16 protein-coding genes are annotated in these 25,834 nt (G+C 39.7%); 2 read left to right on the plus strand and 14 right to left on the minus strand.

The window, feature by feature from the left end:
• Positions 1–21: 21 nt before the first annotated feature.
• The 10 genes from LVD47_RS08250 to LVD47_RS08295 form a co-directional block, all read right to left on the minus strand.
• A complete protein-coding gene (locus LVD47_RS08250) occupies positions 22–1,260 on the minus strand; it encodes an amidohydrolase (RefSeq protein WP_236975192.1) in 1,239 nt (412 codons plus the stop codon).
• Between the two features lie 369 nt (positions 1,261–1,629).
• The gene (locus LVD47_RS08255) at positions 1,630–2,160 is read right to left on the minus strand and encodes a hypothetical protein (RefSeq protein ID WP_236975193.1); all 531 of its coding nucleotides are present in this window, start codon (positions 2,158–2,160) and stop codon (positions 1,630–1,632) included.
• A 149-nt stretch (positions 2,161–2,309) separates the two neighbouring features.
• Entirely contained in the window at positions 2,310–5,450 is a 3,141-nt protein-coding gene (locus tag LVD47_RS08260) for a PVC-type heme-binding CxxCH protein (protein WP_236975195.1), read from the minus strand.
• A 59-nt stretch (positions 5,451–5,509) separates the two neighbouring features.
• Positions 5,510–6,970: a RagB/SusD family nutrient uptake outer membrane protein gene (locus LVD47_RS08265; protein ID WP_236975197.1), complete on the minus strand. Its 1,461-nt coding sequence runs from the start codon at positions 6,968–6,970 to the stop codon at positions 5,510–5,512.
• Positions 6,971–6,983: 13 nt separating this feature from the next.
• Positions 6,984–10,214, minus strand: a complete 3,231-nt coding sequence (locus tag LVD47_RS08270; protein ID WP_236975199.1) for a TonB-dependent receptor — start codon at positions 10,212–10,214, stop codon at positions 6,984–6,986.
• A gap of 244 nt (positions 10,215–10,458) precedes the next feature.
• Positions 10,459–11,670, minus strand: a complete 1,212-nt coding sequence (locus tag LVD47_RS08275) for a FecR family protein (protein WP_236975200.1) — start codon at positions 11,668–11,670, stop codon at positions 10,459–10,461.
• Between the two features lie 244 nt (positions 11,671–11,914).
• Entirely contained in the window at positions 11,915–12,511 is a 597-nt protein-coding gene (locus tag LVD47_RS08280) for an RNA polymerase sigma factor (protein ID WP_236975201.1), read from the minus strand.
• 506 nt (positions 12,512–13,017) lie between these two features.
• Positions 13,018–16,302 (minus strand): TonB family protein, encoded by a 3,285-nt coding sequence (locus LVD47_RS08285; RefSeq protein WP_236975202.1) that lies wholly within the window; start codon positions 16,300–16,302, stop codon positions 13,018–13,020.
• Positions 16,299–16,661 carry a BlaI/MecI/CopY family transcriptional regulator gene (locus LVD47_RS08290; protein ID WP_236975203.1) on the minus strand — a complete coding sequence of 121 codons (363 nt, stop codon included), beginning with the start codon at positions 16,659–16,661 and terminating at the stop codon, positions 16,299–16,301. The genes LVD47_RS08285 and LVD47_RS08290 overlap by 4 nt, the downstream gene beginning before the upstream one ends.
• A gap of 67 nt (positions 16,662–16,728) precedes the next feature.
• Positions 16,729–17,934 (minus strand): tetratricopeptide repeat protein, encoded by a 1,206-nt coding sequence (locus tag LVD47_RS08295; protein WP_236975204.1) that lies wholly within the window; start codon positions 17,932–17,934, stop codon positions 16,729–16,731.
• Between the two features lie 709 nt (positions 17,935–18,643).
• Here LVD47_RS08295 and LVD47_RS08300 point away from each other — a divergent pair.
• Entirely contained in the window at positions 18,644–19,186 is a 543-nt protein-coding gene (locus tag LVD47_RS08300) for a hypothetical protein (protein ID WP_236975205.1), read from the plus strand.
• A gap of 82 nt (positions 19,187–19,268) precedes the next feature.
• Here the strand turns inward: LVD47_RS08300 and LVD47_RS08305 are convergent, their stop codons facing one another.
• The 3 genes from LVD47_RS08305 to LVD47_RS08315 all read right to left on the minus strand — a co-directional run bounded on the left by LVD47_RS08305 (position 19,269) and on the right by LVD47_RS08315 (position 22,448).
• Positions 19,269–20,318 (minus strand): quinone-dependent dihydroorotate dehydrogenase, encoded by a 1,050-nt coding sequence (locus LVD47_RS08305; RefSeq protein ID WP_236975206.1) that lies wholly within the window; start codon positions 20,316–20,318, stop codon positions 19,269–19,271.
• A gap of 13 nt (positions 20,319–20,331) precedes the next feature.
• On the minus strand, positions 20,332–21,204 hold the full coding sequence (locus LVD47_RS08310) for a PIG-L deacetylase family protein (RefSeq protein ID WP_236975207.1): 873 nt from the start codon (positions 21,202–21,204) through the stop codon (positions 20,332–20,334).
• A 386-nt stretch (positions 21,205–21,590) separates the two neighbouring features.
• On the minus strand, positions 21,591–22,448 hold the full coding sequence (locus tag LVD47_RS08315; RefSeq protein WP_236975208.1) for a sugar phosphate isomerase/epimerase family protein: 858 nt from the start codon (positions 22,446–22,448) through the stop codon (positions 21,591–21,593).
• Between the two features lie 499 nt (positions 22,449–22,947).
• Here LVD47_RS08315 and scpC point away from each other — a divergent pair, with 499 nt between their 5' ends.
• On the plus strand, positions 22,948–24,465 hold the full coding sequence (gene scpC, locus LVD47_RS08320; protein WP_236975209.1) for a succinyl-CoA:acetate CoA-transferase ScpC: 1,518 nt from the start codon (positions 22,948–22,950) through the stop codon (positions 24,463–24,465).
• A 65-nt stretch (positions 24,466–24,530) separates the two neighbouring features.
• Here the strand turns inward: scpC and LVD47_RS08325 are convergent, their stop codons facing one another.
• Positions 24,531–25,769 (minus strand): MFS transporter, encoded by a 1,239-nt coding sequence (locus LVD47_RS08325; RefSeq protein WP_369427765.1) that lies wholly within the window; start codon positions 25,767–25,769, stop codon positions 24,531–24,533.
• Positions 25,770–25,834: the final 65 nt, after the last annotated feature.

The raw sequence follows: 25,834 nt of genomic DNA on the forward strand, positions 1-25,834 counted from the left end.
TAACTTCACAACACTTCAATCTCAACTATCTATATTGTTAATCAACTTATATGTTAATTTCTTCTTCGTCCGTATGCTGACGACCGGGACAACCCAACTCACATCACCCACGTCAGTACTTCCTCCCATGGGGTGTTCAAGAGTTTCTTCCAAAGGAGTAATAACTGATTCCATGCCCAATTCTTCTTTTGCCGTAGCTTTCTGAATCTTCTTTGCAAAATTTTGTTCTTCTTCGGTATAAATGATCGGCCCCAGAAACTCCAGGTTCTTTTGCATCGCTTCCGATCCTGTACGATTCACCAATATTTCATGAACACCGGATACCAACGAAATTTTATAATCCGTTTTGGTCATAATAGAAGCCCCGCGGGCCATTTCTTCCACGTGTTTCCATACTTCCTCCATTCCGGCCCGGCGGGTGTCTCGTACCCGAGTCCAAATTCTTGCGTAATCGGGCACAACATTCACTACGTCTCCCGCCTGTTGCATGTGATAGTGAATCCGCACCGTAGGACGGATATGCTCTCTGAAGGTATTAATTCCAGCAGCATACAATTCCATTGCATCCGAAGCAGATCGCCCATTCCAGGGATCCCCTGAGGCATGCGCCGCCTGACCGTAGAACTCAACAATAAAATCTACCAATGCCAGTCCTTTCTGTACAGCCACTTTCGTCTCTCCTGAAGGATGCCAATCAAGCACTACATCAACGTCTTCAAATGCTCCGGCTCGAATCATCCAAAGCTTACCAAAGTATTTTTCTTCAGCCGGGGTTCCATAAAACCGTATCGTTCCTTGTAATTCACCCCTTTCTAATAGCTTTTTCAATGCTACTGCAGCACCCAGGGATGCCGTCCCGAATAAATTATGTCCACACCCATGTCCAGGATTTCCCGTATTCAATGGATCTTTATAAGGAACCGTCTTTTGAGATAAACCCGGAAGGGCATCAAATTCTCCTAAGATGCCGATTACAGGATGTCCCGAGCCATATTCTGCCGTAAATGCAGTAGGCATACCTCCTATATTTTCGGTAATTTTAAAACCATTTTTCCGGGCATAGTCAACAAGCGCTTCAGAGGACCGGATTTCTTGAAATGCTTCCTCCTCATACGACCAGATTTTATCACTTAATTCTCGTAGTTCCGGGAACTGATCATTAATGCCTTTAATTACAAATTGCTTTTTCTCATTTTCCGATTCCTGAGCAACCATAAGGTTTCCTAAAAACACCAATAAACACAGAATATATATTTTCATCTTCACAGTACTTTACCGTAAAATAATAATATTCCACTGCTTTTCAATTCATCCGTTTTCTTTTTTTTATACGTCTCCTACAAGAGTACAGTCGCCCATGAAAGATAGCTAAACTCGGTGCTGCGTCTTCAGGGCTTTACGGTTTCACGAAACTCTGAGCCCTCACCGCACTATCCAGAGAATTTAAAAGCATTTTATTAAATCCTTAAAGTTTACCAATAGTACGACCTCACCAGAGTCATTTACAAATGTCAAAAACATGCCTTTTACTCATGTAATCTCCAATACCACAAAAACTTATTTGAAATATAATTCCCTGATCGATTTATATCTTCCTTTTTCAACCTTAACAATCTTCTCGAAAAAAGATCATCTATTTTTCAATTCAAGAGATCGAACATCAAAATATCCACCTTTCTCAATTTCCGGGTCCGGTCGTATTATAACACGATAAAGCCCTTCTTTCAGTCGCAGGGAGCCTATTGATTCTTTATCAAAGACTTCCCACGAGCCAGTATCCTTTACATTTCTTTGGATCATTTTTTTCCCGATAATCAATTGATATGGATTACCTATCACGCCACCTTCTGCAGACCATTCCAGATAAATATCGTACTTCCCGGGCTTCTGAACCTCAATAATCCACTCTATCCGGTCCGATTCATTGAACCATCCAAACGCTTTCCATTCTTCCATATACTGGATTTTCGGCCCTATACCCTTTCCTTTAATAGCAGATAACCTAATGATTCCATTTACCGGTTCTATTAGCTCAAAACAATTAGGCAAAGTATCTGCATAATTCACATTTTCCATTGTAAAGTTTTCTCCAGCCATAACCGGATTTACTAAGATAAAATAGATACATAAAGTAGAGGCCAGGTAAGTAATATATTTCATTTGTTTAAAATTTAAATCCGTATAGACTGAAGGGTTCATAAAAACCAAATCTCAAGTAAAAAGTCACGTTATATTATACTTTTTATAATCTCAATGGGTAATTTTCATTTAAAAAATCCAAATACATTTTATTATTTCTTCGTAATGAACTACTTCCCTTTCTCCATTTGAATCAATCGATCGATTCGGTAAGGGAGGGCCTCCAAAAAGGCCAACAAATCTGATAATTCATCTTTAGTTAATTGCTGGTCCAGTCCCGGAGGCATCATCGATACCGTGTGTTCTTCTACCGACTTTACATCACTTTGTGGTATGCGTACTTCTGAGCCGGGTCCCAATTTCAATTTAATCATTTCTCCAGTCTGTTCGGCAATAACTCCTGTGTATGTCTTTTCCCCCGTCTTCACTACATAACTGTCGTATTCCCGTGCAAAACTCGCACTGGGATACACAATTGCTTCGAGAATATCATGCCCGGAACGAATCTCTCCAATATTAGACAAATCCGGTCCAAAATCCGATCCTTCTCCTCCTACTGCATGACAGGTATAACAAATCCCCTTCCCGTAAAACAACTTTCTTCCTTCGCTTACGTCTCCTTTGCCCAGACTCTCTGCCAGGGTGTGCAATTTTGACAAACGCTCAGACTGTCTTGCCTTGATCTTTTCCAGTAATGGAATAGCCCGGGTTCTCACCCTTTCCGGATATCCGGACAACACCTTTTCCAGGTCACTCAATGATATATTGTCCAGACCTTCATTCACCCCTTCCAGGCCTTCGACCAAAGACATACCTACTTTTTCATCCGTATTTCCTTCAAATACGCTCAACAACTTCGGTAGTAACAATAAATCCGCTGACGGCAATTCATCATTAGCCAATTCCTGCAGTTCTTCACTGTTCAGATCAGATCTAGACATCAAATCCACTGCACTCTGACGCAATGTTGATGAATGTTCACCTTCCAAAAATCCCTTCAAATATTTCCATTCTTCATTCAGAAGGGAGCCGGAAGTCATCAGGCGGGCACTTAATGCCTTCATGCGCAATTCGTCGCTATTTTGTATATCCGAGGCAATTTTCTCTAATTTACTTTCAAATCCTTTTAAACTTCTCGACTCAATCAGTCCTAATACCCCAAATGTCATTTCCTCTTCCCCCTTATCAAGAATGCTGTTCAGGGCTTTTTTCCAATCCATCGGAAATTCAGACACTTCCGCACTCCTCATAATCTCTAACAAAAAGTCCTGTTCAACAGTTGTCTCACTTTTCACCAATTCTTTAGCGATCAAAGACTGAACACCTTTATTTGAGGAAAAAGATAGTAACAAAGATCGCAAATCCAATCCCGGTGCTTCATTCTTATCAGCATATACTTTCTTTAGATACCTTTCAATAATCCCTGCCCATTCTTCATGTCGCGAGGCTATCCAGATGCCCAATTCCCGATCCTCAGGATCCTTCCCGGATAAGAAAGGAATTATTTCCTCTTCCGTCAATTTATAGCCAGTCATCTGGTCCAACGCAATCAATGCACCTCTCCTTTTTGCACCAGATCCCGATGTCAATGCTTTTCTTAGCAGTTTCTCTGAGCCGATCCGATATAAAGCAAAACGAATTGCATGTTCAGTCATCCTGTCCATTGGTTGATCCAGCGCTTCCAATAAAGCAAACACCCCTTCTTCACTGCCTATTTGGCCCAGGGCTGTCGCAGCCTGTCGACGCAGAGGAAGATCCCCATCTACGACCCATTTGCCCAATGTGCCAATGCTTTTCTCGTCTCCATACAGTCCCACACACCTTGCTGCAGCCACCCGTACGCTTTTCATTTCGCTATTCAATGCTTCCCGAATCACCGAAAATGCCATTTCACCTCCGATTCTATACAACCCAAAGATGATCGAAGTTTGCAACGCTTCTTCACTACCCTCCAGCTTCGATTCCAACAGAGAAACCGATGACGCACCTCTTCGGACCAACTCATTCATGGCTCGTTCGGCTACTTTATAACGGTTATCGGATAGTAAGGTCCCTAATTCCTCCGAATCCGATTCTGCAAAATGAATCGCATCACCCCACAACTCCTTACGATTGACTTTTTTTGATCCTTCTTTACGAATTCTATATATTCCTCCTTTTACCTCCGGTTTTGCCACCCGCGACAGCGGACATCCCTCTATGAACCATCCTCCTGTCACCACCACCAACAGGCTACCGTCCGCATCTTCCAATACATCCGTAGGATGAATATCCTTTGCCGTGGATGTTATAAACGGTTCATCACTATTGGTCTTATATGTAGCCCCTTCCGGAGTCAACTGATACCTCATAATCCGGCCTGTATTGAATTCGGCCGAAAACAGGTTCCCCGCATATTCATCGCCCCATTCTCCACTCTCATAACGCATCAACCCGGAAGGAGCCACACGGGCCATTTTCGTCATCACCGGCATCAAGGGTCCCGTCCTCGGTAATCCGTCCTCATCTATGCTCGGATGATATTTCGGATATACCCCTCCCTCGACCCAGTGCATCAACGCATCCCGCTGACCATCCTGCGGATCTGTAAAGTACGTCATCGTCCCGATACTCTCTCCCGTGGGCATAAATATCAATTCGATTGAATTGTCAAAGCCACCTCCGCTCATCCATTCCAACTTGCTGCCATCTGGTTTACAACGCCAGATACGGGTTCCCGATCCCGACAGCCTCTCGCCTTCCTGCGTCGTAATATCAAAACCCCGCCGGGCATCCGCCAGATACAACCAACCGTCCCGCCCCATAAAAGGACCACTCAATATTGCTCCGTTCTGGTTCAGTTTCCATCCAGTAAGCAATACTTCCCGTTGATCGGCCACACCGTCTCCGTCCGTATCCGTCAATTTCAACAAATCCGGAGATGCAGCTACATACAGACTCCCGTCATGATAGGTACCACCCATTGGGAATGGCAATTGATCGGCATAGATTACACTCTCGTCAAAAACACCGTCTCCGTCTTTATCATACAATCGCCTTATCTGATAGGAAGGTTCTGCCAACATCACCTCTGTCCCCATATCATTTGTCTCCGTTGATTCAAAAAGGAACAAATTTCCCTCTTCATCATAACTTCCAAAAAAAGGATACGAAATCAAATCTCCCGACACCGCTTCCTCAATCTCAAATCCTTCCGGGACTTCCAGACCGCCGATCTCCCGAACTCCTCCTTCCTCGCTATGGCAACTCCATAAGGTTATACTCAACAACAAAAAATAAACAATCGCAGATAAAAAATTAAGTTTCGACATTCTCCTGTTTTATTGAACTTTGAAATGATTAATTACACATTCTATATCCGGTGTGGTTTTTACGGATTTTGAACCAAATTGGAATTTACATTAATTTCTCTTTCCGGAATATAAAAAATTACCCTGTCATCCGAAGGTTCCACTGTGAAATGAAAATTATCCTCTCCGTGTAATCCCGGAGAAGCCAGGACCAAAGGCCTACTGTTCCTGTACAAATCATGAGGTCTGTGGCCTTCGTAAGCCAATTCCAGTCTCCTTTCCTCCAGGACAACATCCAATACTGTCTCATTCCATCTTAAATTATCCAAAGTATATAATCCCGTATCCGGTATATCAGCCCTTTTTCTAATCAGATTTATATCATCCAGTGCCAACTGGTCTTCTCCCATTTTGGCATTGGCCTCAGCCCTGTTCAAATACATCTCGGCGAGTCTCAGGTAAATAGGGGAGCTTAAGTTGGCTACCCCCTCCTGCCAGTTAAATTTATTAATAAAATATCTCGGTGACGTTCCCCGGTATTGTAATTCCCCGTCGACATAATGAGGGGTAATAAAATGTAACCGCGCATCGGTTGGAAATTTATTCAGCAAATCAAAAAGTTGCTGAGGAGCGTAATATTCCCCCCACCCGGTGGATAAAGTTTCAGGATCATTATAATACAATGACCCTACGGCATTTTTGTCCTTGTTATCAGCTAAAGTATGCCTAAAACAAAATATGGTCTCGGGATTACTCTCCGGCACTAATGTCGGAGATTTAATGTAAACATCTGTACCGGCCAGAGTATATCGTCCGGAATTAATAACCTCATTGGCATATTTTATCGAATTCTCATTATCTTCCATGTAAAGATAAACCCTGGAGAGAAGAGCCTTTGCCACTTCCTTTGAAGCGAAATTTGAATTCTTCGTTTCAGTCATCAATTCAGCAGCCTTTAATAAATCCGATATCACGAAGTCATAAACTTCCTTCACGGTATTCCTTACCGGTAATTCCATATCGGAATTTTCTGTCACAATGGGCACTCCCAGACTGCCTCCTCCGTTCTGAGGGTAAGGGCGTCCAAACAATCTGACAAGGTTGAAATGGGCAAATGCTCTTAAAAAATAATTCTCTCCTTTGAGCTGATCCAGGCTTGGAGATTGGCCTTCTTCGATCTTCCCAAGAATTTGATTGGCCCCGTAAATAAGTTTGTACGATTGCGCCCAAAAATCTCTTGTAGGATACATATTGGGAATATGTTTGTAAGAAGCAGCCAGAGATGCCTGATCTCCATCTGCACCACTTTGTATCACATTATCGCCCGGCCATTCATTCAATGTCATGAAATGCCGGGTATATGCTTCCGCTACGATTGCCGCGTAATTACCATATGTTGCGATTTGAATATCATCTTCCGATTTAAATGCCAGGTCCGATGATTTACTGTCGTAAGGCTCAAGATCCAAATCACAACCAAGGAACAAATGACTGTTGAATAATATTAAAATATATATTAAAAATTTATTAATCGTTTTCATATCCTCTTACAATTTATAATGTGATATTAATTCCAAAAAGTATTTTTTTACTGATTGGGTATTTAAGGCTGGAACTGCTTCCTCCCGCACCCAGTGCTACTTCAGGATCCATACCTGAAAAATCTGTGAGGGTGACCAAATTATCTCCACTGACAAAGAAATTCAAATCGGCCAGGCCCGCTCTCCGTGTGATTTCCTGCGGCAAACGATATGTAAGCGTTATGTTCCTTAATCTGATATAACTTCCGTCTTCCAAATAGCGCGATGAAGTTTGATTGGAGTTTTTATTTCCTCCAAAAACAGGTTTGGGATGAGTGGCATTATCTCCGGCTTGTTCCCATCGAGACCATCCGTCAGCCAGGACCATATTATTAAAAGTATAATACGCACCGTCCGAATCAAATAATGCTCTTGAAGAATGATAGACGAGATTACCGTAAGTAAAATTAAAAAAACCTGAAAGAGATACATTTTTATACGTAAAAGTATTTATAATTCCCCCTGTGAAATCGGGATTAGCATCTCCGGCTTTTTGCAAAGTCCCTTCACTATACACATTTGTTGTAGAAGTACTTCCGTTCTCATTCACTACTTCCCACAAAGGATCTCCGTTTTGGGGATCCACCCCGGCCCATTTTCGCATGTACCAGGTATACAATTCTTCTCCTTCTTCCACTATCTGATTTCCTTGGATAATATTGTTGTCTTCGTTAAGTTCCAATACTTCACTCTTATTGAAAGCAATATTAAAATTAGTAGTCCATTTAATTTCCCGATCAATATTCTTGCTCAGGATATTAAGTTCTATACCCTTGTTAAGAATTGATCCTATATTCCGTGTTACCGAACTAAACCCACTGGTAAACGGTAATTCCACATTCAACAATAGTCCATCCGATTCTTTACGGTAAAAATCCAAATTGACGGATATACGCTTGATAATATCCATATCCACACCCACGTTAAATGTCTTGACTTTTTCCCAGGTCAGATCCTGATTAGGGATTTGCGAAGGGATCGAGCCCGAATTACCGGCATACTGCGTAGAATAACTGTAAAGGCCCAAAGACTGATAGTTACCTATATTTGCATTTCCTGTTATGCCATAACTAACTCTCAATTTGAGAAAATCAAACAAAGATTGATTACTCATAAATGACTCATTGGAAAGGATCCAGGATGTACCCAAAGTAAAGAAATTGGCCGATCTGTTATTGCTTCCAAAACGCGAGGAGGATTCATTAATAAAAGCACCTACTAAAAAATACTTACTACTAAAGCTATAATCCACCTGTGTCAAGGCTTTCCTAAAGGCATTTTCATATACATTCCCTCCTGAATTCAGTACCGTGGAAGCCGCATCCAGAACGTGAAGACCCGGTGCCAGTCCATCGACCTGAATCGAACCGTTCTCCGAATAGTTCTTCTCCCCTTCCAGTACTCCGAGAACCGTAAAATCATTTTGCCCGACGGATCGGAAATACCGCAGCCGGTTGGATGTGATAAGTCCCCTGCTAAAACCTGATTCTTCTCTCAACCTTCCATTTCCTTTACCTGCTTTTGAACGAATGTCTTCGTATATCTGCGTTGATAAATCGGAAAATGACACCCGATTGTAACTGGAAAATTCCAAATTTTGCAGTATGCTATATCTGTAATTCAGATCCCCGTTTAAGTTCAGCCCATTCGAAGAGTTGAAATTATATTGCCATCCATGTAAAAAATTCTCCTGTTCACGTCCAAACCAATTACCTTCTGTTCCTCTCCTCAATTGACCATCCTCACTATAGGGATTATCCCACGGAATATTTAAATAAGCACCGTACAATGCTCCGTTCAACCCGGAAGGTTCTCTCTCCTGTTCTATATATGCTGCATTGATTCTCAGGTCAAGCGACATCTTTTCATTCATTTGATGGGTAATATTCGATCTCAAATTGTATTTATCATTGAAGTTCTTTTGCAATGTCCCTTCTTCACTGTAAAAATTACCCGATACATAAAATTGTGTTTTTTCCGAACCACCCGAAACTGTAGCAACATAATTTTGCGTCAACCCCTTTCTAAAAGCCAGATCCAACCAATCCGTATGCTGAGACAAAACCGAGGATGGGATTTCTTCAGCAAATCGATCCGCCGGATAAAAACTTTGTTCATAAGCATACAATTGGGCTGTATTCATCACTTCAAAATTCCCACCGGTCGCATGATTAAACCCTACACTTGAATTCACACGAATAGTTGTTTTACCCGCCTGACCACTTTTTGTTGTAATTATGATAACCCCGTTGGCAGCCCTTGAACCATACAAACCCGTCGCAGCCGCATCTTTTAGTACCGTAACCGATTCTACATCGCTGGGGTTCACACTCCCCCCTATGATCCCATCCACGACTATTAAAGGATTGGAATTAGCAGAAATCGAACTGGACCCTCTTATATTAATACTCGAAGTCGCCGTTGGGTCACCTGATCCATTGGAAACTACCAATCCGGGCGCCTTACCCTGAAGCATACTTGAAACACTGTTGCTCGTAACATCCATAAGATCCTTATTGGAAATTACATTTACGGCACTAGATAGTTCAGATTGTTTTTTGGCACTGTATCCTACTACAACCAGTTCATCCAGGGTTTCAACATCACTTTGCAAGAACACTGTTATAAATTTTTGTCCACCAACAGGCACTTCAAGAGTACGGTATCCGATATACGATACCACTAAAATGGCATCGTCCTCTACATCCACCATACCGAATCTCCCCTCAAAATCGGTAGCAGATCCCTTATTCGTTCCTTTTACACGAATATTTACCCCGATCAGGGGTTCTCCAGATACGTCTTTGATAATACCTGATAAGGTATCCGGTACTATTTTCGCAAAACGTTGAAATCGATCCCCTCTATTCAGAAAATCAATCTTTTTCTCCCGGTGCACTCTTTTTTTTGCCACCAGGAAAATCTGCCGGTCTATTATTTCGTATCCAGTGTGTGTATCCGCAAAGACCTGGTTTAAAATTTCATCGATAAACTCATTTTCAACACGGACAGAAACCGTCCGGGTCAAATCCACATCCTTAATTTTATATACAAACCTGAATTCGGAATGGCTTTCAATCTGCTCCAGTAATCTTTCAACTGTAGCATCATTCAGGTTCAATGATATCTTCATTTTTTGAGAATATCCCGTATTCGCCTGTATTACGAAAAATGTAGAAAAGAAAGCCAGAATACTAAGCTTCATCTTTAAACTAATTTTTTTATTAAGATGCCCGCTTCTTAATTTGTAAAGAAGTTTTTCCATATCTTTAAAGTGGTTAAGATGGTTAAATAATTGGTTTAATCATTGTTTTCTAAATCGGGAAATGCGTCACCATTTTCCCGATTTTTTTACGCTGCTATGCACCTCTCATTCGGAAGCAATCTTCTTCCATGAATGCGTCCGAGGCAGATTTTTGCATTAATTTTTGTTTTTCATAAACTGTTTTTTACTGAATAATCACACTGTTGTTCTCTTGTATCGTAAAATCAATTCCATATATGGTATGCAAGTAACTTAAGACCTTTTCAATAGACACATCTCCAAAACTGGCGTTAAATCGCTCCTTGGCCAACTTGTCATTTTGGTTACTAATCTTTACATCGTACTTTCTTTCCATCTTTTTTAGAATGTCTTCGAAAGTCATATTTCGAAATACCAGCTCACCCCTGGTCCAGGATGTATAGATGGAAGTGGCAACTTCTTGTTTTGAAACCGTATTTTCTTCTTTACTGAAACTGGCTTTGTATCCCGGCTTCAATAAATTCTCCCTGTCGGATCCGGTCTCGTTTGCCTCCATATCCAACCGGACCAATCCTTCCACCAGGACTACTTCAATCGACTCGTCTTCGGGATAAGTGGATACATTAAACTGTGTACCCAATACCCGGATATCCATTCCCCCGGTATTGACAATAAACGGCTTGTCCTTGTTTTCCGATACGTCGAAATACGCTTCTCCGCTTACAATAACTTCTCTATATTGCTCTGAATTCAAAAATTTCACTGGGAATTTAAGCGAGGATCCGGCATTTAAATATACCAAAGTTCCATCTGACAACCGGACCTGAAAACGCCGGCCATAAGGGACCCTAAGGGTATTGTATTGTAATTTTTCAATGGCTCCGTTTTCATACGTTAACACTTCCTGATTCTGAATACCGATGACATTCCCTTGTTCATCTTTCACCATACGGCTCCCGTCCGGATTAATTACTTCAATACGACCGTCTCCCAGTTCAAGTGTTATGGCATCGTCTTTTGTTGTACCTATATCATACTGTCCAGACTCCAAAACCATGTTTTCACCGTATGGAGAAAAGATCTCCTGATAAAGTAAATAGCCTGCCCCGAGGAAAAAGATAATACCTATCACCGCCGCATATTTCCTTATCATACGACCAAATGTAACCTTAGACACCTCTTCTTTTACATCAAACCTGCCTTTATATTGGGTTATCTCGCGGAAAATCCGGTCAGCCGTTTCCTCATTTACTCTTTTCCGGTCTCGTACCATTGCCAAAACCTCCTCCACCAAAGGAAAATCTTCTGACGGATTTTGGTTCCTGAAGTAATCAACAATCCACTCGATTTCTTCCTCTGAACATTTATTTTCCACATATTTTTCAAGTAAATTCCGTATATCCTTATCCTCCTTCATATAATGTATTTAGCAGGCTCTTTGGTTGGCTTGTCCCACGATTAATACTACTTATAATACACTTGAAGAAATGGAAAGTACTATTCCGTACTATCTTTTTTATATTTTCTTGCTATCTATCTTTGATATATCTGCCTTAAACCCCAGGCATATAAAAGGTCAAAAATCCATAAACCGAGTACTCTCTGGGATTAAAATGCGTGGAGACATAACTTTACATAGTCAATGAATGAATATTCAAAATTTATAGAATTTCCCATGCCAAAAGCAAAACGCTCCAGGAAATATCCCCATGAACCTGCAAAAAATCCCGGATGGTTTCCAGTGCCTTACTCATTTGATTCTTCACTGTACTCAAGGAAATATCAAGTTCCCGACTGATGTCTTCATAACTTTTTCCTTCGAACCGGGACATCTCAAAAATACGCCTCCTTCTCGGAGGTAATAAATTAATAGCCTCCGTTTTTATGCGCTCCAGTTCCTTCTCTTGCATAATTTCTTCGATAGGATTAAACACCTTTACTTTCATTGAAAAGAGTTCATTACGCAATTTCCGGTCATTAGCCGCCTTTCGAAGAAAATTCAAGGTAAGATTACGTGAAATGGTAAAAACATAGGATCGGAAAGATTGCCCGGGATCCAATTGGGTCCTATGCATCCAGACTTTCAAAAAGGTGTCCTGAAGAATTTCTTCCGCATACTCTTTTCTTTTCAATAAACTCAGACCATACGTATAAATATCGTCCCTGTATAGGTCAAATAATTGCCTGAAAGCTTCTTCATTATTATCTCTGACCTCACGCACCAGAAACCGCTCTCTATTTAAATCATTCTGAGACATGATCAATTAATTACCTAATTCAACCTTTAGAAATGATGATTTAGATTCCTTAAAAATTACGACAAAATATAGTTTTCAAATCTTTTGAAGATCTTAAAAATGCATTCCTCGAATACCCCTAATCCAACAATATTAATAATTTATTTACAAAATAATTGCAATTACATAATCTTTTTCGGATAAGGTCTTGAATCTCTATGATTAAATAAAAATCGCCTGAAATAATTCCAGGCGACGTAATAAATGAACGATTTTCCATCTTTGACAGCAGGCTTTTTGCCCGTAAAAAAGTTAGCCAAATACTTGTATGTTTACCCTTTCAATGAGAAGACTTTTTGTCAGGACAAAAAAATCTTGCCTTTATTGATGAAATAAAGTCAGATAAAATTTATATATTTGAAGTGAATCTGTTTTTAAGTATATTGTTTTCAAAAGGGGAAATCTAATGAGATTCCCCTTTTGGTTTTTTAATAAACCTTGTCTCTTTTAATCATTTTCAATTTATTTTACTTCTTCACAAAAATCTTCGACGCTACCTTACCGCTGGTTTTTACCAATAAATAGTATGGACCTGAATTCAACAGGCTAATATTCAATACCTCATTTGCACGCCCATTTATACTGACATCTCGATCCAGTAACGTAGCCCCTTTCACATCTACTACCTCCAATGAATATTGTCCCGTAGGTCCTTCGAATTCCACATTCAGTTGATTACTTGCAGGATTGGGATACAGGTTGAATCCAGCCAAATCCAATTTGGCACTTCCCCGAGTCATCTCTGGTATTTTCGAAGTAATCTCTATCACGCCATCGCTTCCTTCATTACCGTATTTTTTGGTTGCAGATTCCCCTTTCAGCACATTAATTGATTCTATGGTAGACGGATCGATTGTATTTAATGTCTTCTGACCGTCTGCCCGCCCGATCTTGGTGCCGTCTAATACGATAAGCGGATTGGCTTCACTTCCATCTCTTTTCTTCAATTCTACTTCTGATAAATCCTCAGCTCCTCCGAAACCTACTACTACCACGTCGGGCAAAGGATTGACCATTTTAGATCGATCTGCTTTTTCAATGGTTTCAGATATTTTATCATTTTTCAAATGAAACGAAACGGGCAAAGTCATTCTGAAATTGACAGGTTCTCCGTTTTTCATCGCCGGCTTCCATTTGCCCTGACTATCCATTGACTCGGCTATCCTTTCAACCTCTTCGCCCAGACCGGCACCTACATCTTTGATAGCACGGGCCCATCCGATAGTACCGTCCTTTTTCACCACAAATGATATGATCACCTGTCCGGTAATATTATTATTTCGGGCAACGGCCGGATATTTTATATTTTCATAGATATACTCCAACATCTTTACTTCAGCACACTTCGCTTTTTCTGCCTCGGTTCCCCGGATATTCTCACATCCCGGAAAGCGCGGCATAGCATCAACTGCATTTCCTTTATATACTTCTTCAACCTTTATCGCTCGAAGTCTGAGGACCGTTTTCATAGCATCCTTACCGGAAACTGACCTTTCCTCGGTTTCATACCCGTTGGAGGAAAAAACAAGGACAGAGCTTTCATTGACACCATTCATAAGGAAATTACCATTGAAATCCGTAGCCGTTCCACTGTTTGTTCCTTTAACCATCACATTCACACCGATCAGCGGATTGCCTTTTTCATCCACTACTTGTCCCGCAATTTTCCTATCGCCTTTTAATTCCCGGGTAACAATAGATTTATCCTGATCCTGACTGATATTATCTTTCAACTCAAATCTCACAGGCAAAATAAACTGCACTCTCACATTCTGTCCCCTTTGTTTGCCCGGTGTCCAACGCTTATCCAGCTTATTCATCATTTTTATCACCCTTATAGATTCTTCACCGAGACCTGCTCCCACGTCACGCATTATTTTTGGATCGGTAATCGATCCATCTTTCTCCACTATAAAAGATGCTACAATATTTCCTTCCACGCCATTCTCCTTAGCTAATGCAGGATATTTGATGTTTTTATAAATAAACTCAAGCATCTTTTTATCCGCACATCCTTTTTTGTCCCGTGCCGTTCCTTCTATATCTTCACATCCCGGGAAACGAGGCATCTCCTCCACTACTTTAAAGACCTCTCCAGTATACGCGTTGGATGCAATTCCTTTTTCATCATTGCTGATTTCCTTATCCTCCTTGCTTAATTCAAACTTTATCGGGAGGATAAACTGTACCCGGACTTTTTTTCCTCGTTGCACCCCCGGTGTCCATTTTTGATCCATAGAATTCATCAATTCAACGACCCTAAGCGACTCTTCACCAAGTCCACCACCTACGTCTCTCAAAATTTTATTATTCGTCAAAGAACCATCTTTCTCCACAACAAAAGAGACTACTACATTTCCCTCTATTCCATACTCTTTCGCCGCTTTAGGATACTGAATGTTGTCGTATAAAAACTCCAACATCTTTTTATCCGCACAAGTCTTAATCTCTCTTGCCGTTCCTTCAACATCTTCACATCCGGGGAAACGCGGCATTTGTTCTACTACTTTGAAAATCTCCCCGTTTTTGCGAATATCCTCCTTCATTTCTTCACTCATCGGAGGCGGTGGAGGTAATTTGCGAATACTATAAACCCCTGAAGTTACTTCACCACCAAATTTCCGTTTGGCTTCATCTCCTTTATAAATAGTGACATTCCAGGGCCCTTCCTTGGAATATTTCTCTATTAATTCCTCGGTCACAACCCCAACCTTTTCCCCATTGACATAGAATATGTCAGAAGGTTCGATCATAAATTTTTCAGGCCCCATACTTACAATATCTCCAATATTAGGTATTGGCGGCGGTGGAACATTACTAGCTTTCTGATTTGTTGGAATAGAATCCGTTTGCGAAATTATTTCGGTCCCTAATGCCCCGTTCTCATTACTGGTAAAAGAAAAGAGCAATGCTGCAAAGCCTATGATCGGTATGGCGATCAGATACTTCAGCATCGCTCGTTTGGTGGATGGTTTACGTGTCATCATTTTGAATCTGTTTTTTAATTGTGAATAAATAAAGTGATTGGCCAATGCCAATTGCAAGCCCGACTGTGCCTGGTTCAACAACAACTTCCCGTATTCCCGCTTATTCCCCAACACACAGGCCGCCGCATCAGCTTCGTATTCGTGAACTTCTTTGATTTCCTTACGGTAGATATACACCATAGGATGGAACCAGAACAACACACAGAGCAACTCTATAAAAAGTATATCCAGGCTATGCAGCGCCGACACATGCTTGCCTTCGTGTGCCAAAATCCGTTCTTTCTCGCTTGATTGGTCGTACAATTCCGCCGACCAGTAGATCGAATTCATAAACGAAAACGGCATGTGCAAGTGGTTCGTCAATACCAGGTCATACCCTTCCTGACGGGTAATCTCCGCATCCCGGCGAAGGGACAGGATCTCCCGTACCCCTTTTGCCAATTTCAAGGCTGCAAATAATCCGCCCGCAATATACACTCCTACCAACAGACGATACCAGATTGGTGTATCCGGTGAAGCCGATACATAGATATCCCATTGCTGCACCTGGGTATTTACCGGCGCTACGTACAAATGCCCCAGGCTCTCCGCTTCGTGCACAAATAAAGACGTCCAGTCTACCAAAGGGATCACCAGGCCCAATAACAATCCCGTCAGCAAATACCACCGGTTGTATTTGAAAAAGGTCTCCCGTTTCAGGAATATGTAATATCCCAAAAACAAGATCATCCAGCTTATCGTCAGTTGAGTAAGGTAAGTTATCATTTTTCGGTGTTTTTATCCAGTTCGCTCAATAGTTGGTTCAACTCCTCGGGATTCAATTCCCGCTCGCGAACCAGAAAGGAGACCAGTTGATTGGCCGAACCATCGAAATAGTCGTGTACAAACTTTTTCAGCCGGTTTTTACTGTATTGGTCCCGCTTGACCAACGAATAATATTCGTGGGTTCGTCCATACGCCTTGTGATTTACAAAACCCTTCTTTTCCAGGATGCGTACAATCGATGAAATGGTGGAATGCGGGGTATCCGGTTTCCCCATTTTCTCAATTATATCGGATACCAAACACGGTTCGATCTCCCATATAATCTTCATGATTTCTTCTTCTGCTTTTGTCAATTTCATTTTTTTCTTTTTTGGTCAATTTTAAAATTCCTTCTTTATATCAATTACAATCTCTCTGTTATTTGCTTCATGGCGCTTTACCTTTTGATTGATGTAAATACTCCTTGATCCGCATAACCCGGCTTTCCGCATAATTCCGGTACAGCGAATCCTCAGAAGCCAGGTAGTTTTCATACCGGTTGAGTGCAATCCGCTTATCCCGGTAGTATTCATCACTTAAGCGGGCAAAGTGGAATAGCAAAATGGGGCTGGATTTGAGCTCCGAGGATTTTTCCATATAGTCCAGGGCTAGGCGTAAGTCCCCTTTTTTTTCAAAATGGCTACTCAATTTTTGACAATACCGCCATACCATAGGGCCGATACCGAAACGATACATGGCCATTTCCAGATGCATTATGCATTGATCAATACTATCCTCCGCACCGTAAGCCTCGGATAAGAAATAGTGAATTCCTTCATCCACACCGTTTCCATTTGCCAATTTCCTCAAAATCGGGATGGCTTCATGATGACGCCCCGTTTTAGTCAATGCTATCCCGTAATATTTCATCACGGAATTACTGCTATCAGGGATCGAGAACAATCGATCAGTTGTAACCAATGCTTCATCGTAATACTCCTGTTTGACTTCAATTTTTAATTTAAATCGCAAGAAGAGTGGATTTTTCGGATCAATAAAGAGTCCGCGTTCCAAATACTCCAATGCAAAGTCATATTCTTCAAGATTATAATAAATATCTGCCAGCAGACGGAGGGCTTCCAGGTCCCGGTCGTTATATTGGAGTGTTCTTCCAAGCGAAGCTATAGCGCAAATCATATCATTGTCATAATAACACGCCTTTCCCAATTGTTTATAATAAAAACTATTGGTAGAATCAATCTCTATCAAACGGGCAAAATACGACCGGGCCTCAACATAATCATGTCTCTTAAATTCAATTTTCCCCAGCGCCATAATATATTTCACATTCAAAGAATCCAGGGTCCAGGCCTTGTGATAAAAGATACGGGCGTCCTGAATATTTCCGAGTTGTTCATATGCATTAGCAAGGTAATAGTGATACGTTGGTTCGTGATTTACTTCCCGCTGACAATAGTAAAAGGATTCAACAGCCTTCTTATAATCGTACGTTTCAAGGTATTGCAACCCAATTTCAAATACAGAATCAATAGGACGCCCTATGCTTTGTCCATTGCTTTTATCAGCCAAAAACTGCACCAATAAGAATATAGCAAGGGGCCCAAGAAATTCAGTATTTATCAATCTTTCCATCGTCTTCAGAAACTGATTTAACGCAATATACAAATTTAAAACGTATTTTTACGTTATAAAACTAAAATTTCAGATAATATGTAAAAACGGCTCCATATAAAGCAATACAAAAACCTGTAAAAACCAGGCCTATTTTTCGAAAAACCCGCTCCTCGTACTAATGTAACAAGTCCTATTTCAATAAAATTTCACCTGTATGACACCTAAAATTCAGAATACCTATCATACTCAATCCCATAGATATATATGCACTAAAAGGAACATAGAATCATTCAATTACTAAACATCTATTTAAAAACAACCGAAAGACATTTTTTACAAAAATTTAAAATAACATGATGAATTATTTCTAAAAATTATTAAAACCACCCATCCAGACCACTAATAAAGAATTATTATTTTAACAAAATATTAAATACAATATAAATAATTTAACAAATAGCGATAAATCAATTTCATTATAATAAATAATATATATATTAACCTTATAAACAATATTTTAAGAGGATACACATTAATTAGTTAGATAATTTTATTTTCAAATTATTTTAAACACAACAAAACCGTGTACGTTACCTATTTTAGGTACGTAAGAAATTGGTATATTTGATGTATACACAATCCCATAATTAAATATCATTGATATTCGATTATTTAATCTGTAAAATCAAATAATATTTTTATATAACACAATGAAACTTATTTTTTTATGACCATTAATCACGAATTAGAAGCTATTGGGAAAACCTATGAAATAATATCAAGGTTATCCCATCCCCAGCAAAAGAGAGTATTAAATTGGCTTGAAAGCAAGATTGAAGAGACTAAACCCGGAGAAAATCAAGGCGAAGAAGGTATTGAAGGCATTGATTATGCTATCCATACAGGGTATGATGCCATTCAAGAAGGAGGTATAGGCCAATACAAAAATCTTCGGAACTTACTCGATGATATAAATATCAAATCTTCATCGGACAAAACACTCCTTACTGCTGCGTTCATGAAATCCAATAGAAATATGGAGCAATTCAAAGCTCGAGATATTAGCAATACGTTAAAGGAGATTGGAGAATCAGTACCGAATATTACCCTTGCTGTACAACAATTAATAAAAAAAGAATTAATTCAATATATTAAAGGGGCGAAAAAAGGTAAAAGGTTGGAGAAAAAACTTGAATTCACTGAATTTGGAGATGAAATTGTTCGTAGAGCAGTTGAAAATAAAGAATTAATGTTGAGAAGATTGAGGTAGGTTTTTCTCAATTTTCAATTATTATTACAATATGAAATTTGTTCATTTCTGAATAACCAAGGAGAAATGAACAAATTTTTTATTAGCCCATTCCGTTTCGGTAGGTATTCCTAATCAATCGCAGTGAATTTTTGACAAATTGTGGCCCCTGGTATATAAGACCGGTATATATTTGTACAAGGTCAGCCCCTGCCACCAATCTGTTCGATACTTCGTTGGGATTATATACCCCACCGGAACTAATTACTACTTTATCTTCTGAAATTTTACTCCGGACTTCTTTGAGGAGTTCCATCGAACGATCAGCCAGAGGTTTACCACTCAAACCCCCTTTTCCTAATTTTGCAATTCGCTCCTCACTTATCATTAATGGTGACCTGGCAATAGTAGTATTATTAGTTACAATTCCATTTAAATTAGTATTTTCAACCACTTCTAAAATATCGTCTAATTCACCTATTGAAATATCCGGGGCGATTTTTAATAAAATAGGATGACCTTCATTATTCATTTCTTGAATACGCTCCAATATTTCTGTTAATGCATCTTTATTTTGCAGTTCCCTCAATCCCGGAGTATTTGGAGAACTTACATTCACTACAAAATAATCTACATAGTCTTTCAACTTTTTAAAACAAATAGAATAATCCTTCCAGGCATTTTGATTACTGGTCACTTTATTTTTGCCAATATTTCCACCAATAATCAAATCTTTTTTATCCAATTTCTTCAGCCTGTTAACCAGCTCATCAACACCTTCATTGTTAAAACCCATTCGATTGATAAGTGCTTTGTCTTTAGGTAATCTGAATAGCCTGGGCCTCGGATTGCCAAGCTGAGGCAAGGGAGTAACGGTGCCGACTTCAACAAATCCAAACCCCAGATACTGCAATAGTTCAACATATTTGCCATCTTTATCAAATCCGGCGGCTAAACCAATGGGGTTTTTAAATTTTAAACCCATCTTTTCCGTTTCCAATTCCGGATCATTTAGCACAAATTTACTTTTGTAAATTGCCTTCATTCCTGGTAACCCCATAGATAAGCGAAACAACGCCATTGTTTTGTGATGGGCATCTTCCGCATCCAAACTAAATAAATACGGTTTTAAAAACGCTTTATATAAAAACATTAATTTTACTTTTTTACTTTCCCAACATCGGGAATAACTTTAGTATTTCATCCGTATCCGGCTGCGACCCATATTCACAAATCTCAAAGGATTCTGCATACTTAGCCTTGTCAACCCTATCTGCAGAATACCATTTGGCCAACCCCTTTTTGGATTTCGCTGGCAATTCAGGCCAACGCGTTTCCAACAGCCATCTTTTTCGCTCTTCTGCACCCGTCGGTATATCCCCGACATACCCATTGATCCAGGGCAACCATTCATAAAATTGGGATTCATGAGCATCCAAAGCTTCAATTTTACTGTCAATTACCGGCGTAATATCCACAGTTATATCCGCTGAAAACGAATTAGGCTTCTCAAATCGATCCTGAAAATACAAAAAAACAGGGTTCTTATCCAGGGGAGGCGTATCCGCTGCAATATTAGGAACACCGACCATAAAAGCAGCATCTTGCACCAAAACTCCAGTATAGCGATGATCTGGATGATAATCATTTGTCCGATGAGATACTACTATATCCGCTTTCCACTCCCTGATTCGACGGATAAGGTCAAGTCGGTTTTCCAAGGTAGGCATAAGTTCTCCATCGTGATTATCCATTACTTCATATACAATACCCAGTCTTTTTGCTACTTCTTGCGCCTCCGCAGTTCTTCGCTTGGCTAACATTCCTCCACCCATGTCCATATGACCCGCATCTCCATTGGTGACCGAAATAAATTTAACCTCATGCCCCATTTCTGTAAAAAGCGCTGCCGTACCTCCTCCTTTTATATCACAATCATCCGGATGAGCACCAATAAATAAAACTCGTAGAGATTCATTTTGTGCACTCACCTCAATACACAGAAATACAAAACAAATGAAAGAAATAATACTTTTCATAATGGCAATAAATTTTCTATCTGAAATTCAATTGCAAATATAGAAATTTGTTTGTTAGTAGAACACTTTGGCAATTCTCACCATTTGTATTTATAGGGCTTGCTTCCCCAAAAATCCATACAACATTTACCTAGGTTTATTAGCTACCACTTTAGCCTTCCTCTGGGAGCTATAAGTCACTAGCCTCGAATAATGATTACAAGAAATACTCCCTCCCTGGGCTTACCATAAAGGAGACCGACCTCCCCAATTCATACAGCAATCTACATATAGTCGTATCCGGACATTTAGTGGCAAGGCTTAATTATTCAGCCTGAACCTCTCGTCTTCCATCTTAGATGTATATATTGCTCCTTGCTCCGGTCTTCCTGATTCACACTCCCAATCTATTCCCGTTCAGCCAATGCGTTTGCCACGCGATGAAAATAATCAAGACTCTCTTTTATTTCCGGAACACTATTTTCCCAATTATGCTCATATTCAATAGATATAGGACCTTCAAATCCAATATCTTTCATCGTATTCAAGACTCCGGGTATATTGCTAACTCCACTCCCCCAGGGAACATCGTGGGTATTCCGTATTCCAAAATCTTTCAAGTCTTTAAAATGGAAACTAATCAATCGATCCTGCACTTTTTTGAGGCATTCAACCGGATCCAATCCGGACCGCACCCAATGACCGATATCTGCACATACCCCAATCAAAGGACTTCTCCCTTCCAACAACCGCATCGGAATTTCAGGATGCCAATATTTGGAAGGAATCGGATGATCGTGGATAGCTACTTTTATTTGGTACTCTTCACATAATTCTTCAACCAGGTCCAATTGATTGTACTGAGGCTCTGATGTCAAGATCCCAATTCCCATGTCCTTTGCAAATTCAAATAACTTCCGCCAATCTTCCGGATTATCAGGAGAAGAAACTCCAAAGCAAACCGGTGTTATCCCTTTGGATTTCAACAAAGCCTTTACCTGTTGACGCTTTTCGTCACTCATCTTAAAATCGGTCGTTCCCTCTATTCCCGCTCCGATTTTTTGATTTCCATATAACTCTACATATTTCAACCCCAAACTATTCATTTTATCCAATGCTTCCTCTAGCGTAAAAACCCTGAAAGTGTATGCCTGGGAACCAATTTTCCAACCTAATTTTTCCGCCCCCATAGTATTTTGGCCAATCGCGGGTTGTAAAAAGACAGTTATCAGCATAATTGCCAAATAAAAAATAACTTTTTTCATTGTGTATCAAACATTAATTTTTAAATAGTTTTACTTTCCCAATGTATGAAAAAAATTAAAATAAAAAACGCTGAAACAAGCGGGACCAACCGATAAATTGAAAATCATCTATATATAAGCCCCCTTACTGATGCTATTTAAAAATTGTATTAACAGGATTATTTGGTTATTCACTACACCTGTAGAATACAGCAAGAAATACAACACCCTGCCAGGACCAACATAGAATCAGGAAAGTATAGAATACATCTAATATTACCAAGTCATTCAACAAAGTAGGATTCGACTGAAGAAATAAACTCGGTAACGATTTGAACGCGGGAATTTTATGTCGGAACAGTTTTCCTGGCCTTTTCCTTATCTTACTCCAATTATTTTAAAATTTGGGCACATAATTACCTGGAGTTGATTCATATCACTTGATGATTTGATAAATATCATATCCTCAGAGATATATAAATAATATTTTGTCAAAATTTTTAATTTCCATATACTCGTTATGAGACAAAACCAATACAATAATCGTCTTCACTATCCAGCTTATTTTGATAAAATTTGTTCAGCAGAAAAAGCAGCTTTGCTTATTGATAATAAAAATGTTGTAGGTGTTAGTGGTTTCACCAAGGCCGGAGATAGTAAAGCAGTATTACCCGCATTTGCTGCAAGGGCTGCAAAAGAAAACCTGCAAATCACACTGATTAGTGGCGCCTCCCTAGGTTACAATATTGATGGTTTGTTGGCAAAAAACAAAGCTCTCATCAAAAGAATGCCCTTTCAAATGGATAAAGAATTAAGGGATAGTATCAATTCCGGTAAGGTCCTTTATATAGATCAGCATCTCAGTCAGACAGCAGAATTTCTCGCTAAAAAACAACTCCCTCCCGTTGATATAGCAATTATTGAAGCATCGAAAATTGATAAAAACGGATATATCGTTCCCACCACTTCCGTTGGAAATTCAACAACCCTGGCAAAAATGGCAAATAAAATAATCATTGAGATCAATACTTTTTTTCCCGACAACCTGGAGTCTATCTTTGATATTTATTCACCTCCTGAAACGAATGAACCACGACCGATTGATATTACGACTCCAGAAAGCAAAATTGGAAATAATTTCATTCCATTAGACCCACAAAAAGTAATGGCGATCGTATTTACGAATCATCCCGATGAACCAGCGAATGTGAAGGAACCTGATCAAAAACCGTTTAGAATTGCCGACCATTTATTAAATTTTTTGAAATCAGAAGTAAAAAAAGACCGGCTACCTATTCAACTCAAACCCATCCAGGTAGGTATAGGTAAAATTGCCAATGCCGTATTATCGCGATTTATGGAAAGTTCATTTGCCGACCTGACAATGTATTCCGAAGTTCTTCAAGACAGTACTTTTGAATTAATGGATGCTGGAAAATTATCATACGCCTCAGCAACTTCAATAACTCTTTCAAAAGATTGTCGCACCAAATTCTTTAAAAATTTTGATCAATACAAGGACAAAATAATTCTTCGTCCTCAAAATATCAGCAATTCCCCTGAAGTAATTCGAAGATTGGAAATTATATCCATTAATACCGCTATTGAAATTGACATATATGGGAATGTCAATTCTTCTCATATCGGCGGGAACAAAATCATGAATGGTATCGGTGGTTCAGGAGACTTCGCAAGAAATGCCCTACTCAGCATTTTTGTCTGCCCATCAACTTCAAAAAATCATACGTTATCCCATATAGTTCCTATGGTGACTCACGTCGACAATACCGAACATGATGTTGATATAATAGTTACTGAAGTCGGATTGGCAGACCTCCGGGGACTAGCCCCTCGTGAAAGGGCTACCAGTATAATCAACAATTGCATACACCCATTATATAAAAAGCAAATGTTGCAATATTATCAGGAAGCATTGCAACATGGAGGTCATACCCCTCATCTGTTGTCCAAAGCATTTTCCTGGCATATCCACTACAATGAAAAAGGAACAATGCTATTTACCAATTATTCAGCATAGGATCTCAAATAGATTGACCTCTATCTTTGACAAGAGGTATTTGCAAACATCTATATAAAACTACATCAATCTTCCTCAATATAATTCATGTCCTTATGGAAAGTTTCCTGCAGGGAATACAAAGCCCATAGGGCAATGGCTACAGTAATAGCACCTACCAATATTGCACTATTTATAATTCCCATTCCCGATCTCAAGAACAAAAATAATGTGGTTATTGGAATCACTGCTCCCCGGACAAAGTTGGGGACCGTAGTTGCTACAGTAGCCCTGAGGTTTGTTCCGAATAGCTCTGCAGCCACAGTTATAAAAAGTGTCCAATATCCATTGGAGAAACCCAATAAAGCACATAAAAAATAAAATCCCGTTACGGAATCCGTGGGTAATAACAAGTACAATAGTGTAAAACCAAAAGATAAAAGGATAAACAACCCCATAATTTTCTTTCGGCTCTTGAAGTATTGACTTAGTATTCCACTCACTACATTTCCCACTGCCTGCGCGGCAAATGAAAGCATCACAGCTATGCCAGCCTCAATAGGTTCATTTACTCCAACAGCTGCACCTAATTCAGGAGAAAAAGTAATCAATACACCTACAACAAACCATATTGGGAACCCGACAATAATACTTTTTAGATACCTGAAAAACCGTTCCCGGTTATTAAATAGCATGAGCACATTCCCCCTGACGACATTTTTAGATTTGGCTTCGAGGAATATACCGGACTCAAACACCCGTATTCTCATTATCAATAATAATAATCCAAGGCCGCCACCAATAAAATAAGATGCCCTCCATTCAAACAACTCTGCCACTACATACGCTAATATTGCACCTACTACCCCAAGTGTAGCTACCAAAGTAGTACCGTATCCACGTATTTTCTTAGGTAATATCTCACTAACCAGGGTAATACCTGCGCCTAACTCTCCAGCCAATCCAATTCCGGCAATAAAACGCAAAATAGCGTACTGCGTAAAACTTTCGACAAAACCATTGGCAATATTGGCAATCGAATAAATTAATATGGAACCAAACAAAACAGACAACCTGCCTTTTTTGTCTCCCAGAATACCCCAAAAAACACCACCGATCAACAATCCTGCCATCTGGAGATTTAACAATAACACGCCATCTTCCAACAATTGGTCACCGGAAAGTCCCAAATCGGATAAACTCGAAATCCTTACAATACTGAAAAGAAACAAATCGTACATATCTACCAGATATCCCAGGGCTGCCACTAATACCGGCAGGCTGAGCAAATGTTTCATTACGGGAATTTTATCATCATTTCCCATATTTGCAGGATCTCCACTTGAAGTATCGGATGAATTCATATTTATTATATTTTATTATTTGATAA

It is taken from the genome of Membranihabitans maritimus (genome assembly GCF_021729145.1).
Taxonomy (GTDB): domain Bacteria; phylum Bacteroidota; class Bacteroidia; order Chitinophagales; family Saprospiraceae; genus Membranihabitans; species Membranihabitans maritimus.

Excerpts from the sequence above, each read along its gene's own strand:
- LVD47_RS08250 (WP_236975192.1), bottom strand. The coding sequence starts at position 1,260 with ATGAAAATATATATTCTGTGTTTATTGGTGTTTTTAGGAAACCTTATG.
- LVD47_RS08255 (WP_236975193.1), bottom strand. The coding sequence starts at position 2,160 with ATGAAATATATTACTTACCTGGCCTCTACTTTATGTATCTATTTTATC.
- LVD47_RS08260 (WP_236975195.1), bottom strand. The coding sequence starts at position 5,450 with ATGTCGAAACTTAATTTTTTATCTGCGATTGTTTATTTTTTGTTGTTG.
- LVD47_RS08265 (WP_236975197.1), bottom strand. The coding sequence starts at position 6,970 with ATGAAAACGATTAATAAATTTTTAATATATATTTTAATATTATTCAAC.
- LVD47_RS08270 (WP_236975199.1), bottom strand. The coding sequence starts at position 10,214 with ATGAAGCTTAGTATTCTGGCTTTCTTTTCTACATTTTTCGTAATACAG.
- LVD47_RS08275 (WP_236975200.1), bottom strand. The coding sequence starts at position 11,670 with ATGAAGGAGGATAAGGATATACGGAATTTACTTGAAAAATATGTGGAA.
- LVD47_RS08280 (WP_236975201.1), bottom strand. The coding sequence starts at position 12,511 with ATGTCTCAGAATGATTTAAATAGAGAGCGGTTTCTGGTGCGTGAGGTC.
- LVD47_RS08285 (WP_236975202.1), bottom strand. The coding sequence starts at position 16,302 with ATGATAACTTACCTTACTCAACTGACGATAAGCTGGATGATCTTGTTT.
- LVD47_RS08290 (WP_236975203.1), bottom strand. The coding sequence starts at position 16,661 with ATGAAATTGACAAAAGCAGAAGAAGAAATCATGAAGATTATATGGGAG.
- LVD47_RS08295 (WP_236975204.1), bottom strand. The coding sequence starts at position 17,934 with ATGGAAAGATTGATAAATACTGAATTTCTTGGGCCCCTTGCTATATTC.
- LVD47_RS08300 (WP_236975205.1), top strand. The coding sequence starts at position 18,644 with ATGACCATTAATCACGAATTAGAAGCTATTGGGAAAACCTATGAAATA.
- LVD47_RS08305 (WP_236975206.1), bottom strand. The coding sequence starts at position 20,318 with ATGTTTTTATATAAAGCGTTTTTAAAACCGTATTTATTTAGTTTGGAT.
- LVD47_RS08310 (WP_236975207.1), bottom strand. The coding sequence starts at position 21,204 with ATGAAAAGTATTATTTCTTTCATTTGTTTTGTATTTCTGTGTATTGAG.
- LVD47_RS08315 (WP_236975208.1), bottom strand. The coding sequence starts at position 22,448 with ATGAAAAAAGTTATTTTTTATTTGGCAATTATGCTGATAACTGTCTTT.
- scpC (WP_236975209.1), top strand. The coding sequence starts at position 22,948 with ATGAGACAAAACCAATACAATAATCGTCTTCACTATCCAGCTTATTTT.
- LVD47_RS08325 (WP_369427765.1), bottom strand. The coding sequence starts at position 25,769 with ATGGGAAATGATGATAAAATTCCCGTAATGAAACATTTGCTCAGCCTG.